We start from the raw sequence: 15,677 nt of genomic DNA, 5'->3' as shown, positions 1-15,677 counted from the left end.
TAAGTTTGACAAACTATTTAGACTTAGCGACGCAAGAAGAATTAGAAATCATGTTACAAGAGTATCCTGGCACAATACTTTTCATTAGCCATGACCGTGCCTTTATTCGCTCTGTTGCAGACCATATTCTACAAGTAGATGAGGGTGAACCAAGAGTATTCCACGGTAATTACGAGCAATATACAAAAAGGACAACCGGGGATTCTGTAAACGTTACTGAACAAGAATTATTACGATTACAAACGAAATTAACAGAAATCATCGGCCGAATTTCCATTCCAAATCATCACGATGATATCACATCTCTCGAGCAAGAATACGAAACATTATTAGTTCAAATCCGGAAATGTAAAGAAGCGCTCTAATGTCTTCCCTATATATCGACGGGACCTTCCGCATTTCCCAAGAAATATTGGAACTTCGACATAGAATAGCATCAATAAAAGTAAAAAACCGTGCATCAGCACGGCTTTTTACTTTATATACGGACAGCAGTCCCGCTCACTGCAACCATTAGCATCCCTTCGCGAACTACTTCGTAATCCACGTCGATACCTACAATTGCATTTGCATTTTTTTGTCTTGCGAAAGTTTTCATCTCTTCCATTGCGATGTCGCGCGCTTCTTTTAATTTACTTTCATAAGCGCCAGCACGACCGCCGACAACGTCACGAACAGAGGCAAAAAGGTCACGAACGATATTCGCGCCCATAATCGCTTCTCCATTGACGATATCGATATACTCAATAATCTCTTTTCCTTGAATTGTAGACGTTGTTGTTACAATCATACTTTATAGCCTCCCATATGAGATTTTCATCTACTTATAGGATGTGCTAATTCAGTAGAAATTATATTTACGAACTGAACTGCGCTTCGTATAACCTGCTGTATCCTCCGCCTTGTTCAATTAATTCATCATGTGAACCTTGTTCTGCAATACCATCTTTATTTACAACAACGATGCGATCTGCATTTTTAATCGTTGCAAGTCTGTGGGCAATAACTAATGTTGTACGGCCGACAGATAGCTCAGCAAGTGACTTTTGAATCGCTAATTCCGTCTCTGTATCTAATGCAGACGTTGCTTCATCCAATATTAAAATTGGCGGGTTTTTCAAGAACATACGTGCAATCGCTAGACGCTGCTTCTGTCCCCCTGAAAGTTTCACGCCGCGCTCACCGATAACAGTATCTAAACCGTCTGGTTGTGAGTAAATTAAGTCTTCTAACTGCGCACGTTTTACTGCCTGCCAAATTTCAGTTTCTGACGCCTTTAAATTTCCGTAAGCAATATTTTCACGAATCGTTCCTGAGAATAAGAACACATCTTGCTGCACGATTCCGATTTGCTTACGAAGTGAAGATAACATCATATCTTTCGTATCAATACCATCAATTTGGATAGAACCAGATGATTGCTCATAAAAACGCGGGAGTAAACTACATAACGTTGTTTTCCCTGCTCCTGATGGTCCAACGAATGCAACTGTTTCGCCTGCATGTATTTTCAAGCTAATGTCATTTAAAATCGGTTCTTTATTTTCATATCCGAACGTGATGTTGTTATATTGAATATCACCGTGTACATATTTAACTTCCATCGCATCTTTAGAGTCTACAATATCTGGCTCTGTTTCAAGAAGCTCTACATATCTCTTAAAACCAGCGATCCCTTTCGGATAGCTTTCGATTACCGCATTAATTTTTTCAATTGGGCGGAAGAAAATATTCGTTAATAGAACGAATCCAATAAATCCACCGTACGTTAATTCACCTTGCAGAACAAACCATGTACCACATATTAAGACGAAGAGTGTTACGAGACGCATGAGCATATAACTAATCGATGAATTTAACGCCATAATTTTATACGCCATTAATTTCGTTGTACGGAAACGAGCGTTGTTAACAGCAAATTGCTCTTTCTCAAACTTTTCATTTCCGAATGCTTGTACAACGCGGATACCACCAACATTATTCTCAATACACGCATTGAAATCAGCAACATCTGAGAATAAACGTCTAAACGTACCTGTCATTTTTTTGTTGAAGTAAAGTGCTAACCATAATAAGAATGGAATAACGAAGAACGTTAATAGCGCTAACTTCCAGTTGATCATCATCATAAATGAGAATGCCCCAACCAAAGTCATTACGGCGATAAATAAATCTTCTGGCCCGTGGTGAGCAATTTCCCCAATTTCCATTAAGTCGTTTGTAAGACGTGAAATTAAATGACCTGTTTTATTATTGTCAAAAAATCTGAATGATAGCTTTTGAATATGATCAAATAATTTCTGCCTCATATCTGTTTCAATGTTAACGCCAAGCATATGTCCCCAATATGTAACGACGTATTGTAAGCCTGCATTTAACATATACACTGCAAGTAAACCGAAACATGCCCATAAAATAAGTGTCCAGTTTTGCCCTGGCAATAACTTATCAATAAATTGATTTACGATAAGCGGGAAGCCAAGTTCTAATAATCCTGCGATAACTGCACAAGAAAAGTCGAGTATAAATAAACCTTTATACGGTCTATAGTAAGAAAAAAATTTACGTAGCATATCTTCCCTCCATTTTCCAAAATTAAAAAGACTCCCTAAATGATAACCATTATCAAATAATTATTCAAGTTATCCGTCTATGAAACTAAAAAAACCTTCATCTATTTCGGATGAAGGTTTCCCATTTATTACATAGCTTCCGAATCCCACTCATGTTCTTGCTGAACAAACACAATTCCTAATTCGTGATGTCCACCGGCGTATAATGCCGTTTGAGCAAGACGTAGCTCTCCATTTGTATCTAATACTTCTAACTTACAAAATGCTCCTGTCGTCTTCGTTTGAAGCGCATCATAAAATTCCTCAGCGCTTCTTGGAATGACTCCATTTACTTTCGTAATCATTTCTCCAGGTAATAAATTCAGCTCTGCCCCAATTGTATTCGGGATTGTATCTAATACAACGAGTCCATCATTACGTGCAGCGAAGTACGCTGGTCTTGTCTCATCGGAAATTTTTTCTTGCATGGAAATCGTAAAACGTCCAAGCATTGCAACTCCCATTGCGATAATTGCAAGCACGTGCCACCAATAACTTGCAATTCCTAAAACAAGCACAAGTCCTGCTAATCCGTACACACGTCTTCCTGTAAATAATAAAGCTTCCGTCGGCTCATAACTTCTAATCCTTCTCATAAATCCAATTAAAAATGGAACGAGGAATAGAGAATATGTATCTGAACCTATTGAAACGACAGGCCACCATGAAATAAACTGCGTTACCGCGTCACCTGGTATAAGAATAAAAATAGGAACGATCCACAAACGCTTTGATTCGTGTAAACCAATCTTTAACCCACGCTTCCCCTTCCTAATCTTCGGCGTCGAATATCCTACTGCATTTTTAGAAATCAATAAGCCCTCTACAACGAGCATGACGCCTAGCAAAATAGCAAGAGACACAATCGTACCCTCTTCACCTTCTCCAAGCTGTAAGAAGGAAACTGGTAGCTTAGAAGATAATAGAACACATACAATCGCGATACTAAACGTATAAGCTGCTGATAAATATCGATACATAGCAGTTAATCCAAATAGTAACGTCCAAAGTAAGATGGCCCATAAGCTCGCTTTAGAAACAACAAGTCCAAGCCCAATCGTAATAATAGATACCACGAATCCATATCCAATCCCCGCAAATAGAGATGTTCGCAGTTCAAACCAAATATCATAAACTTTAAAAGAAAAGTCTTTTCGTTCTCGTAACATACGTAAGTAACCAACGAAGATACTACTTATTAAAAATACATAGACAGCAGGGTGTAAGAAAAAACGTCCAACTGCCCGCATTATCTCAAAAATCCACGCCTCCACGAACCCATTCACCACCATTTATATCATTCTTTCTTTTTATATTATCATAACTGGACAAACGTTTGTTTAACACAAAAAAATACAGGCAGCAAACTGCCTGTATTTTTTTTATCCCGCTTTAATGGGCAGTAAGACCCCCACCTCAAAATTCAGCGAAAGCAAAGAATTTAGGTGGGGGGCGGGCTGCCCATTAAAGTCCGATTGGTGAGGGCTGATAACCCCCCACTGATTAAAGATTCACTTTATTTCGCTATTAATTTTAATGCTGACTGTAATTGTAGATCATTTTCTCCAGAACGGATTTTTTCAATAATTTTCGTTTGAATCGCCTCAGCTGTCTTTTTATCAAGCTGCCCTGTCGCTTCCATCTTATTCGCATTTTGGAATGCTTTCAGCGCTGACTCTGTCTCTTTACTAAAGTATCCATCCTCACGCCCTGTTACATAGCCTAAGCTTTTTAGCATTTCTTGTGCATGCTTTACTTGCTCATCATTTGAATTGTATGAAAGTGTCTTTTCAATTTGAATTGGCGTGGCATGATAATAATCTGGTTGTTTCACTTCTACAGTTGGCTTGATTCCTTTTTTATGAATCCAATTTCCATCTGGAGTTAACCATTTAAACATCGTTAATTTAATGTTACTACCATCTTTAAATGGAACGGCTTGCTGAACAGTTCCTTTACCAAACGTTGTTTCACCAATTAAATCGTAGCCTTCTCCTTCTTTCAGCGCACCAGCTAAAATTTCCGAAGCGGAGGCACTTCCTTTATCAATCAATACTGAAATTGGATATGATTTTCTCTCTTTCAACTCTGTAGAGAATTTCTTCTTCTCACCATTTCGCTGCTCTACTTGCAGCATCGGCTTTTTATCCGTCATAATTTCCCCTAGTATCTCTTCTACACTATTTAAATAGCCACCAGGATTACCACGCACGTCAATAACTAAGCCTTTTATATTTTTCTTCTCTAACTCTTTTAACTGATCCTTAAATTCTTTCGCTGTATTTTCGGCGAAGGAAGTGATTTGCATATAACCGATATCTTTTCCGTTCTCTTGTTTCACAGAACTAAATACTGTGAAGATCGGAATTTTTTCACGCTTAATTTTAAATACAATCGGATCAGTCACTCCTGCACGTTTAATTTCAACCGCGACAGTCGTTCCCTTTTTACCACGAATTTTTAATACAGCTTCTTCACGTGATAAGTCTTTCACACTGTTTCCATCTACAGATAAAATTTGGTCATTCGGTTTAATTCCTATCTTTTCTGCTGGTGAACCTTTAATTGGCGATACGATAATAAGCTTACCGTCCGTCTTGTTCACCTCAGCCCCAATCCCCTCTAACTCAGGATCAAGCGATTCACTAAACTGTTTGGCTGTTTCTTTATCCATATACGTGGAATAAGGGTCCTTCAGCGTAGACAACATACCTTGTATTGCACCTTCGACTAACTTGTCATCTTTCACGTCTTCCACATAACGTGAATCAATTAGTGCATACGCCTCATTAATTTTTGCCAAATTCCCTTGCGCAGTGCTAGCGTTTCCACTCGAAATTGTTTGCGTTACTTCTGCTGGGTTAACCCCAAATAAAGACATACCTGCAAACATTCCGCCAGCACCAATTAAAAATGCAACAACCATTCCAATAATTGCAACTCTACGTTTCAATGCGGAATTCCCCTTTCCAAAACACACAGGTGGTGTAGCAAAAGGCATCACACAGTGTGTGATGCCTTTACCTATTTCTACTATATGATAAGCTTGTACGAATTATGTTTGCAACTTTTTATACTTTTAAGAAGCGACGAATTGACATTACACTTCCCCACATACCGATTAAAGCCCCGATTAACACTAGTAAACCAGCTAATTGGAATACAAAAGGACTGTATGGTAGAAGTTCGAAAATTGTTCCGCCAAGTTTTTCATTAAACACACCTTGTAGTGAATTATACGTAACAAGAATTAAACCAATTGGAATAATTGATCCTAATACTCCTAGGAATAATCCCTCTAACAAGAACGGCCAACGAATAAACCAGTTTGTTGCACCTACAAGTTTCATAATTTCGATTTCTGTACTACGAGCATAAATTGTAATTTTAATTGTATTAGAGATTAAGAACATCGCTGTGAATAAAAGACCAGCAATTAACACAATCCCGATGTTACGACCAGTTTTTACAGTATCAAATAATCGTTCAACTTGCCCTTTTCCGTACTGAACATTACTTACAAACTGCATTTTTTCAATCTTTTTCGCGATTGTCGCTGTATCTGTTGGTTCTTTTGCTTTTACAATGAATACGTTTTTAAGTGGGTTATCTTGTTCAAATAACTCAAACGTTTTTCCGCTATCGCCTAAGCTTTTAATTAAACGTTTTAACTCTTCTTCTTTAGAAGAATATTTAATAGAGTCTACTTTTGCAACCTTACTCATATCATCTTCTAATTTCTTTTGATCAGCTTCTTTTGCTGCTGGATCAATGTGTACACGAATCTCTACATCTTGCTCTACTTTCGTCGCAAAATGGTTCATATTCATAATCGCTGTTAAAAAGACACCTACAAGTAATAATGTAACTGTTACTGCACTAACAGAAGCAAACGTCATCCATCCGTTACGTGATAGATTCTTTACACCTTCTCGCAAATGTCGACTAAGGGTCTTAGCCTTCATATCCGTATCCTCCCTCAATCTCATCTCGAACAATTTTTCCGCCTTCAATCGCGATTACGCGATGACGGATTGTATTTACGATATCCGAGTTATGTGTCGCCATAACAATCGTTGTACCACGCTCATTAATGCGCGTGAAAATCTTCATAATATCAAGAGCTGTTTCAATATCCAAGTTTCCTGTTGGCTCATCGGCAATTACAACCTTTGGTCTATTAACAATTGCTCTCGCAATCGCAACACGTTGCTGCTCCCCGCCCGAAAGTTCACTTGGAAGTGCGTCTGCACGATCTTCAAGACCTACGAGACCTAAAACTTCTGTTACACGCTCAAGAATTGCTTCTTTTTCTTCTTCAATTACTTCTAAGGCAAACGCAACATTCTCATATACCGTTAACTTAGGTAACAATTTAAAATCTTGGAAAATTACGCCTAATTGACGACGGAAATATGGAACATCTCTTTCTGCTAATGTTTCAATAACAAGTCCATTTACATTAATTGATCCTGTAGATGGCTTCTCTTCACGATACATCATTTTAATAAATGTAGATTTTCCGGCTCCACTCGGTCCAACTACGTATACAAACTCACCTTGTTTAATGTTAACTGTGAGACCAGCAATGGCTTTCATACCATTCGGGTACTCCTTATAAACATTCGTCATTTTTATCATTATTTATCACCCAATGCTTAATGATTTTTTTCGAAATACTTTTCTGTACATTTGAAAATAAAAGACACCCTTTATTTTCATCTGGTCTTTCTTGTTGAAGGCAGTTTACTTATGCTTTTTCATAAGCAATACTACTCTATGTAATATATTTCAGCAAAATTCTACAAACCTCATTGTAACATCAAACCGTTTCCAGTTTGGATACAATTTTGTTACAGTTATGTTACACACCCAAAAAAGGAAACGAGTTGTCATAGTTCTTACCCAAAATCATTTTTGGATAAGATTATATAATCAACTCGTCCATTTCCCTCTTTTTATTTATGTTCAGCTAACCACTCAGATACTTTTTTCGCATCTTCACCTTGAATAAGTCCTGGCGACATGGAACCGCGACCTTTTTTAATAATTTCTTCGATATCTGCAGCGTCATACTTACCGCCTACTTTTCTTAAATCAGGTCCAGTTGCCCCTGATAAATCTGTTGCGTGACATCCAGCACAACTTTTTTGGAAAATTTGTTCTGCACTGTCTGTACTTGCAGACTGATTTGAAGACTTACTCTCTTCTTTATTTCCACATGCTCCTAAAGCAAAAACGACTGATGTTCCTAGCGCAATAGCCAACAATTTCTTTTTCACTTCTATCGCTCCCCATTGTTGATATTCTTTTCATTCCTAACACACTCATTTTCATTATAAGCATTATCTTTATATAGAAAAACTAAGGTATATTTCATATTCTCCAAAAATACAGCAAGAACCCTAATAATATAAAGCTTTTATAAGTTGTTTCAATTCTGTGAACAACATAAAAACTTCTATAAAGCATTCTTTTTGAGCGGGAAATTAGAAAAATTCTGTATAAAGTCTTACTCTATTGCCGCTCTGTTTTACTATTCTCTACTTTTTACAAAACAATATACAACATTGTATGCTACCTATAATCCCATCAAAAAGAGAAGTTGTCGTTTCCAACTTCTCTTCCTCTGTAATTCATCTATAGAAATAAAATAACACTCTTTATATCCTCTATATCCTCAGTATGCGCCAACAATTTTGTTGGCTTTTTTTCGCTTATTAAATGCGAGAACGTAAGTAAGCATCAATAAATGGATCAATTTCTCCATCCATAACTGCTTGTACGTTACCGACCTCTGTATTTGTACGATGGTCTTTCACAAGAGAATATGGGTGGAATACGTAAGAACGGATTTGGCTACCCCATCCGATTTCTTTTTGTTCACCGCGAATTTCATCTAACTCCGCTTGTTGCTCTTCTAATTTCTTTTGATATAATTTCGCTTTTAACATCTTCATCGCATGCTCACGGTTTTTAATTTGAGAACGCTCTGACTGACACGTTACAACCGTATTTGTCGGTGTATGCGTAATACGAACTGCTGAATCTGTCGTATTAACGTGCTGTCCACCCGCTCCACTTGCACGGTACGTATCAATTTTTAAGTCTTCTGTACGCACTTCAATTTCAACTTCATCATTGAACTCAGGTACAACTTCACAAGATACGAACGATGTATGGCGACGGCCTGAAGAATCGAATGGAGAAATACGTACAAGACGATGTACACCTTTCTCTGCCTTTAAGTAACCGTAAGCGTTATGACCTTTAATTAATAAAGTAACACTCTTAATTCCAGCTTCATCACCTGGTAAGTAGTCAACCGTTTCTACTTTAAATCCACGTTTTTCAGCCCAACGTGTGTACATACGTAGTAACATAGAACCCCAGTCTTGTGACTCTGTTCCACCAGCACCTGGGTGTAATTCTAAAATGGCGTTATTTTTATCATAAGGATCGCTAAGTAGTAACTGAAGCTCATACTCATTCATTTCTTGAATTAAGCCTTTTACTTCTGATTCAAGTTCCTCATGTAAATCTTCATCATACTCTTCTTTTAAAAGCTCATGCGTGATTTCTAGATTTTCGAATGTCTCATCTAGCTGACGGAACTTTCCAACCATATCTTTCAGTGCATTTGCTTCGTTAATTACAGCTTGTGCGCCTTGTTGGTCATCCCAAAATCCTGCGCCCATCATTTTCTCTTCTAATTCTGCAATTTGTTTTTCCTTAGTAGGGAGGTCAAAGAGACCCCCTAAAAGCCGCTAATCTCTTAGCCATTTTCTCTAATTCCTGTCTAATTTCTACTAATTCCATTTCCTTCACCTCTATGTAATTGCTGTTACTTTCGTATGAAAACAAGGGAAACTCTCTCCACTTATGACGGAGAGAGTTTAATCCTTCTTAATTATACATTTTTGATGTAAAAGTTTGCAAAGTAGCCTGAACTACTGCCCTATATTACTTCCCGATACCACAGCAGTTTTTATATTTTTTACCGCTACCGCATTTACATAAATCGTTGCGTCCCACTTGGTCACCTTTTACAACTGGCTTTTTCTTAGCTTCTTCGCCATCACTAGATGGGTGAACAGCTTCACCTTGAACAACTTCTTGACGCTCTAGGTTTTGTTCAATTTCAGCTTTCATAATGTAACGAGCGATTTCCTCTTCAATAGAAGCAATCATTGACTCAAACATTGCGAATCCTTCCATTTGATACTCACGAAGTGGATCAATTTGACCGTAAGCACGTAAATGAATACCTTCACGAAGGTGATCCATCGCATCAATATGCTCTGTCCATTTCGTATCTACAACACGGAATACAACAACTTTTTCGAACTCACGCATTTGCTCTTCTGGCATAAGCTTTTCTTTGTCATTGTAACGCTCTATTAATTTCGCGATAATTGGCTCGCTCATTTCCTCTGGAGCAAGGCGACGTAATTCTTCTTCTTTCACATCTCCTTCTTGCAGAAGGTTTGTATTTAAGTAATCAACAAGACCTTTAATGTTCCAATCTTCTTCAATTTCCTCTTGTGTATGAAGCGCAACAGCACGTTCTACTGTAGATTTCATCATACCTTCAATAATATCGCGTAAGTTATCCGATTCCATTACCTCTTGACGCTGTTTGTAAATAACTTCACGTTGCTGACGAAGTACATCATCGTATTGTAGTAGCTGCTTACGTGCATCATAGTTATTACCTTCTACACGTTTTTGCGCAGATTCTACTGCACGAGAAACCATTTTACTTTCGATTGGCTGAGAATCATCCATACCGAGACGATCCATCATCGCTTTCATATTATCAGAACCGAAACGGCGCATTAGTTCATCTTCCATTGATAAGTAGAATTGCGTAACACCAGGGTCTCCTTGACGACCAGCACGACCACGTAACTGATTATCAATACGACGACTTTCGTGACGCTCTGTACCGATAACTGCTAAACCAACGTTTTTAATATCTTCTCCAAGCTTAATATCCGTACCACGACCCGCCATGTTCGTCGCAATCGTTACAGCGCCTTTCATACCAGCTTCTGCAATGATATCTGCTTCACGCGCATGGTTTTTCGCATTTAAAATGTTATGACGTACACCTTTACGCGTTAACATTTTTGAAATAAGCTCTGATGTTTCAATTGCAACTGTACCGACAAGAACAGGTTGTCCTTGTTTATGACGATTTACAATATCCTCAACAACAGCATTAAATTTACCTTCCATTGATTTGAAGATTAAATCAGCACGGTCATCACGGACAATCGGTTTATTTGTTGGAATTACGATAACGTTCATATTGTAAATGTTACGGAATTCCTCTTCCTCAGTTTTCGCTGTACCAGTCATACCAGATAACTTTTCGTACATACGGAAGTAGTTCTGGAACGTAATTGTCGCAAGCGTCATACTTTCATTTTGAATTTCTACGCCTTCTTTTGCCTCGATTGCTTGGTGTAAACCTTCGCTATAACGACGACCTTTCATAAGACGACCAGTAAATTGGTCTACAATTACGATTTCGCCTTCTTGTACAACATAATCTGTATCACGGTGCATAACAACGTGCGCACGAAGTGCCTGATTAATATGGTGAAGAAGTGCTACATGTTTTAAATCGAATAAGTTTTCAATATGGAAAGCTTTCTCCGCTTTCGTAATACCATCTTCTGTTAACATTACATTTTTCGTCTTCACATCAAATGAATATTCTTTTTCATTTTCTAACGTACGAACGAATGCATTTGCAAACATATATAGCTCTGTTGATTTTTGAGCTTGTCCAGAAATAATAAGCGGCGTACGCGCTTCATCGACTAAGATAGAATCGACTTCATCGATAATAGCAAAGTGAAGCGGGCGTTGAACGCACTGCTCTTTATATAAAACCATATTGTCACGTAAGTAATCGAATCCAAGTTCATTATTTGTGCTATACGTAATATCAGCAGCATAAGCCTCTTGTTTTTCTTCGCGTGACATACTGTTTAAGTTAATTCCTACTGTTAAGCCTAGGAACTCATGAAGTTGTCCCATTTCGCTCGCATCACGTTGTGCCAAGTATTCATTGACTGTAACAACATGAACACCTTTTCCTGTTAAAGCATTTAAATATACAGGTAATGTAGACGTTAACGTTTTACCTTCACCCGTTTTCATCTCAGAGATATTCCCTTCATGTAAGGCAATACCACCCATTAACTGTACGCCATACGGACGCATTCCAAGAACACGAGTCGCAGCTTCACGAACAACCGCAAAAGCTTCAGGTAGTAGATCATCTACTGTTTCACCTTTTGTTAGGCGTTCTTTAAATTCAAGCGTCTTCCCTTTTAATTGTTCATCAGTTAGTGGCTTAATAGATGGTTCTAATGCATCAATTTGCTCAACTGTCTTCTGCATACGTTTAATTTGGCGTTGATTTACATCAAACACCTTTTTTAAAATACCGATCATAGGAAATACGCTCCTCTTTTTATTAAAATAAAACTTCCGATTGTTTTTTCTTTTTCTCTATTACAATCAGTCGTTATAAAAATCAAATGTATGTTATGCCAATTTTTCTCCTAATTAAAAAAACTAAAATGTATATACCTAATGATAATTGTAACACTTGTCTTATAACTATGACAACAATCGGCCGAATGTCTCGTTCTAAATTAAGAAAACTTTTTTTAGAAATCTATTTTCAGCAAAAAAAGCGCAGCCATTTCGGCTGCGCTTTTGAATTATTATTTAGTTTCGATTAAACCGTATTTCCCATCTTTACGGCCATATACAACATTAGTTTCATTTGTATCAGCATTTGTGAAGACGAAGAAATTATGTCCTAGCATATCCATTTGTAGGATCGCCTCTTCAACGTCCATCGGTTTTAAATCGAATCGTTTTGTACGTACAAGTTCTAGTTCATCCTCTTCTACCTCATCCAGAACAGCTACTGCTTCTGGAAGGATAAAGTTCGTTTTCATAGAACCTTTCTCACGTAACTTACGATTTACTTTTGTTTTATGTTTACGAATTTGTCGCTCAAGTTTATCAACTACTAAATCGATAGCAGCGTACATATCGCTATTAGTTTCTTCTGCACGAAGTAATAAATCAGTAAATGGAATTGTTACCTCGACACGTTGCTTGTCAGAGTATACTTTTAAATTAACTTTAATCTCTGGGAATGTATCAAAATAACGCTCTAACTTACTTAGTTTTTTCTCTACATATTCCTTTAATGCTGGAGTTACTTCAATATTTTCACCACGAATGTTGAATTTCATAGATGAATTCCTCCTTTCAAGCCTATGTATTATAATTTCGACACTGGCTTAAAAACTCCTTCTAACTTTTTTAAAAAAATTAGTGGAATTGCGATTTTTTTATCGTTTTTTGTTGAAATGAAAAGATGCATCGTTTCTATCTTTATTTTATCCTATTAACATCGTATATAACGAATATAACTGTGGACAATTCGTTACAGAAAAGAAACAACTTTTTGACAACTTAATTCATAACAAAAACCTCTTGTAAAAAACAAGAGGTTCTACTACATATATATAACGTTGCCACAAACGCAGCTTTCTCTTCCCAAAAACAATATCCCTACAGTTTTACAACATTAGCTGCTTGTGGTCCACGTGCTCCATCTACAATATCAAACTCAACTTGTTGCCCTTCTTCTAATGACTTATATCCATCTTGTTGAATAGCAGAAAAATGAACAAACACATCATCACCATCTTCACGCTCAATAAACCCAAATCCCTTTTCTGTATTGAACCATTTCACTCTTCCTTGCATGTTCATTCCATTCCCTTCACTCTAAAAATCAGGGCATCCGCCCCATAATTTGACTATAACGAATGACAACATACGAAGTCAAAGAAGACTTATCGCCTTTTTATTATCCCTTTCGACAGTTACAGATCAACTTCTACAGAGCGTCAAACTAGAAACTTCCCTTGCTCCTCTATCGTATAAAAGACTTCCAATTTGTCTAACTGTAATTCCTGTCGTATATACATCATCAACGAGTAAAATGTGTTGACCATGAAACATCTCTTCTCCCTGAAAATAAAAAGGACTACTTCCCGAAAGCCTTTCTTTACGTGTCTTCTTACTTTGCTTTTCTGTTTCTCTTCTTCTTAATGATGGATAAGAAATTTTGACAGGTAAACAAGTTGCTAATAACTCTGCCTGATTAAAACCACGTTCATATTCCCGTTCCCTACTAAGCGGAACAGCAATAACAGTTGAAACGGCCGTAAAATACTTTTGAAATAGCTCCCGAAAAGATCGATGAAAAATATGAACTAATTCCGCATCCCCCCGAAACTTAAACTGTGCTACTATTTCTTTCACCTCATCATCGTATACGTACAACGAACGATTTTTAAAAGGTCGATACTCTTCATCGTCCATCCATCTTATACAATCCATACAAATATCATCTTTTTTAAACGAATTAGAAATAAGTTCTAAAGGTCGCCCACACTCCATGCAAATCTCTCCTATAATATAGGAAAGTTTCCGCTCACATCTATCACATATATATTTTTTATGAGACTTTACAAAGAAAGTGTACCAACTAACTGTTTCCAAAATACATTCATCACAAAGTAGACAATGCATTAATCAATCCTTGTTCTTTCGCACTTTTGTTCATACTTTGAATATGTTTTTTCGCACGTACCATCGACTCTGTCTTACCGTAATGAAAATAAATAACCTCACCATAAGGTTCTTCAAAACTACGACCTGCCCGGCCTGCAATTTGTACGAGCGCACTTTCCGAAAAGACCTCTTCTTCCGCCCCTAGCACCGCCACTTGTAAGTTCCTCACAGTTACTCCTCTCTCTAAAATCGTCGTTGTAACTAATAACGGAATGTCTCCTTTTCTAAAAGATGCCACTTTTTCTTTTCTCATCGGATCTTCTGCATGTACACCATTGATTCTATTATCCAACCCTTGCAATAACAACCTTATTTCTTCTATATATTGCACATGAGGAACAAACAAAAAAATAGGATACTTTTTATTTAAGTACATTTTTAACCACTGTAGTAACACTCGAGGAATTTTTTTATGATGGAGGCTTTTCTTCCAATTTCCGCACCAACTAAATAGAGGAACTGGCAACGGATGACGATGGTATCGTCCTGAGACAATGATACCTTTTTGTTTCCCCCTTCTGAAATTACGCTCCCACTTTTCATCGGGAGTTGCTGTTAAATAAATACGCGCTGCTTTCTCTTTCATCGCTTGTTGCACCGCATACTGTAACATTTGATCCGCATAATACGGGAAAGCATCAATCTCATCTACAATCATGACATGAAACGCTCTATAGTAACGTAACAATTGATGCGTAGTTGCAACGACTAACGCTGCATCTTTTTCACGATCTACACTCCCCCCGTATAAAGCAGCTACATTTATATTAGGAAACACTTCTTGTAATCTCGGCGCTAATTCCAGTACAACGTCTGTTCTTGGCGTTGCGATACAAACTCTTTCTCCTTTTTGAAGTGCCTCTGCAATACCGTAAAATAACATTTCTGTTTTTCCAGCCCCGCACACAGCCCAAATAAAAAAAGATTCTTTCTGCTTAATCGCTTCTATAACACCTTGCGCCGCTAACTCCTGACCAGTAGACAAAGTCCCTTTCCACTGCAACGGATTTAACTCCCTTTCTTCTTTTCTTTCCTGAATCCCACGAACGAGTACAGTACATTCACTAACTCTCCCCATCGTGATGCACTTCCGGCAATACGCGCATCTTTTACTGCATCTTTTACATAAAAATGATGCAAATAGTCGCTGCTCTATATTTCCGCAGCGTTGACATATATATTTAGAAGCTTTCTTTGTGACGCCTTGTACACATACGACCTCTCCCTTCTTTTTCAAATCATTTAATTCTCTCCGTAGATCTGAAGAAAGTTCTTCTAATAGCAACTGCTTTCCAGCAAGCATCAGCAACCACCTCCAGCACTACTATAAACCTTTCTCATAATCTCGTAAAAACTCAAAAAAGCCGATAACCTACTTATAAA

14 protein-coding genes are annotated in these 15,677 nt (G+C 37.6%); 1 reads left to right on the top strand and 13 read right to left on the bottom strand.

The window, feature by feature from the left end; translation table 11 throughout:
- Positions 1-5: 5 nt before the first annotated feature.
- Complete coding sequence (locus CO726_RS09475) at positions 6-365, top strand: macrolide transporter (RefSeq protein ID WP_099684084.1); 360 nt, start codon at positions 6-8, stop codon at positions 363-365.
- 113 nt (positions 366-478) lie between these two features.
- On the opposite strand, the gene CO726_RS09470 is transcribed toward CO726_RS09475, so the two are convergent.
- The 13 genes from CO726_RS09470 to comFA all read right to left on the bottom strand — a co-directional run bounded on the left by CO726_RS09470 (position 479) and on the right by comFA (position 15,597).
- On the bottom strand, positions 479-790 hold the full coding sequence (locus tag CO726_RS09470) for a heavy metal-binding domain-containing protein (RefSeq protein WP_000637523.1): 312 nt from the start codon (positions 788-790) through the stop codon (positions 479-481).
- 67 nt (positions 791-857) lie between these two features.
- A complete protein-coding gene (locus CO726_RS09465; RefSeq protein ID WP_099684083.1) occupies positions 858-2,573 on the bottom strand; it encodes an ABC transporter ATP-binding protein in 1,716 nt (571 codons plus the stop codon).
- 128 nt (positions 2,574-2,701) lie between these two features.
- The gene (locus CO726_RS09460) at positions 2,702-3,886 is read right to left on the bottom strand and encodes a PDZ domain-containing protein (protein WP_136699514.1); all 1,185 of its coding nucleotides are present in this window, start codon (positions 3,884-3,886) and stop codon (positions 2,702-2,704) included.
- 242 nt (positions 3,887-4,128) lie between these two features.
- Positions 4,129-5,565 carry a S41 family peptidase gene (locus tag CO726_RS09455; protein WP_098758947.1) on the bottom strand — a complete coding sequence of 479 codons (1,437 nt, stop codon included), beginning with the start codon at positions 5,563-5,565 and terminating at the stop codon, positions 4,129-4,131.
- A gap of 118 nt (positions 5,566-5,683) precedes the next feature.
- Complete coding sequence (ftsX, locus tag CO726_RS09450) at positions 5,684-6,577, bottom strand: permease-like cell division protein FtsX (RefSeq protein ID WP_098758946.1); 894 nt, start codon at positions 6,575-6,577, stop codon at positions 5,684-5,686.
- On the bottom strand, positions 6,567-7,253 hold the full coding sequence (gene ftsE, locus CO726_RS09445; RefSeq protein ID WP_098758945.1) for a cell division ATP-binding protein FtsE: 687 nt from the start codon (positions 7,251-7,253) through the stop codon (positions 6,567-6,569). Before ftsE ends, ftsX begins: the two co-directional genes overlap by 11 nt.
- Before the next feature lie 317 nt (positions 7,254-7,570).
- The gene (gene cccB / locus CO726_RS09435) at positions 7,571-7,894 is read right to left on the bottom strand and encodes a cytochrome c551 (RefSeq protein ID WP_098758944.1); all 324 of its coding nucleotides are present in this window, start codon (positions 7,892-7,894) and stop codon (positions 7,571-7,573) included.
- Positions 7,895-8,332: 438 nt separating this feature from the next.
- A protein-coding gene (prfB, locus tag CO726_RS09425; protein WP_096001716.1) for a peptide chain release factor 2 occupies positions 8,333-9,431 on the bottom strand; the annotation gives its coding sequence in 2 pieces (ribosomal slippage) (positions 8,333-9,358 and positions 9,360-9,431; 1,098 coding nt in all).
- A 144-nt stretch (positions 9,432-9,575) separates the two neighbouring features.
- Entirely contained in the window at positions 9,576-12,083 is a 2,508-nt protein-coding gene (secA, locus tag CO726_RS09420; protein ID WP_099684079.1) for a preprotein translocase subunit SecA, read from the bottom strand.
- Between the two features lie 275 nt (positions 12,084-12,358).
- Positions 12,359-12,901, bottom strand: coding sequence for a ribosome hibernation-promoting factor, HPF/YfiA family (gene hpf / locus CO726_RS09410; protein ID WP_000671190.1), 543 nt, complete (start codon positions 12,899-12,901; stop codon positions 12,359-12,361).
- A gap of 322 nt (positions 12,902-13,223) precedes the next feature.
- On the bottom strand, positions 13,224-13,421 hold the full coding sequence (gene cspC / locus CO726_RS09405) for a cold shock protein CspC (protein ID WP_099684176.1): 198 nt from the start codon (positions 13,419-13,421) through the stop codon (positions 13,224-13,226).
- A gap of 126 nt (positions 13,422-13,547) precedes the next feature.
- Positions 13,548-14,252, bottom strand: coding sequence for a ComFC family protein (locus CO726_RS09400; RefSeq protein WP_099684078.1), 705 nt, complete (start codon positions 14,250-14,252; stop codon positions 13,548-13,550).
- On the bottom strand, positions 14,233-15,597 hold the full coding sequence (gene comFA, locus CO726_RS09395) for an ATP-dependent helicase ComFA (RefSeq protein WP_099684077.1): 1,365 nt from the start codon (positions 15,595-15,597) through the stop codon (positions 14,233-14,235). Before comFA ends, CO726_RS09400 begins: the two co-directional genes overlap by 20 nt.
- Positions 15,598-15,677 lie beyond the last annotated feature (80 nt).

The sequence above is a fragment of the Bacillus fungorum genome (assembly GCF_002746455.1).
Lineage (GTDB): Bacteria > Bacillota > Bacilli > Bacillales > Bacillaceae_G > Bacillus_A > Bacillus_A fungorum.
This window is presented reverse-complemented; position numbering and strand designations above follow the sequence as displayed.

What these genes read in the sequence shown, in the direction of transcription:
- CO726_RS09470 (WP_000637523.1), bottom strand. Translation starts at nt 790, where the DNA reads ATGATTGTAACAACAACGTCTACAATTCAAGGAAAAGAGATTATTGAG.
- ftsE (WP_098758945.1), bottom strand. Translation starts at nt 7,253, where the DNA reads ATGATAAAAATGACGAATGTTTATAAGGAGTACCCGAATGGTATGAAA.
- comFA (WP_099684077.1), bottom strand. Translation starts at nt 15,597, where the DNA reads ATGCTTGCTGGAAAGCAGTTGCTATTAGAAGAACTTTCTTCAGATCTA.
- hpf (WP_000671190.1), bottom strand. Translation starts at nt 12,901, where the DNA reads ATGAAATTCAACATTCGTGGTGAAAATATTGAAGTAACTCCAGCATTA.
- CO726_RS09465 (WP_099684083.1), bottom strand. Translation starts at nt 2,573, where the DNA reads ATGCTACGTAAATTTTTTTCTTACTATAGACCGTATAAAGGTTTATTT.
- secA (WP_099684079.1), bottom strand. Translation starts at nt 12,083, where the DNA reads ATGATCGGTATTTTAAAAAAGGTGTTTGATGTAAATCAACGCCAAATT.
- cspC (WP_099684176.1), bottom strand. Translation starts at nt 13,421, where the DNA reads ATGCAAGGAAGAGTGAAATGGTTCAATACAGAAAAGGGATTTGGGTTT.
- CO726_RS09400 (WP_099684078.1), bottom strand. Translation starts at nt 14,252, where the DNA reads ATGCATTGTCTACTTTGTGATGAATGTATTTTGGAAACAGTTAGTTGG.
- ftsX (WP_098758946.1), bottom strand. Translation starts at nt 6,577, where the DNA reads ATGAAGGCTAAGACCCTTAGTCGACATTTGCGAGAAGGTGTAAAGAAT.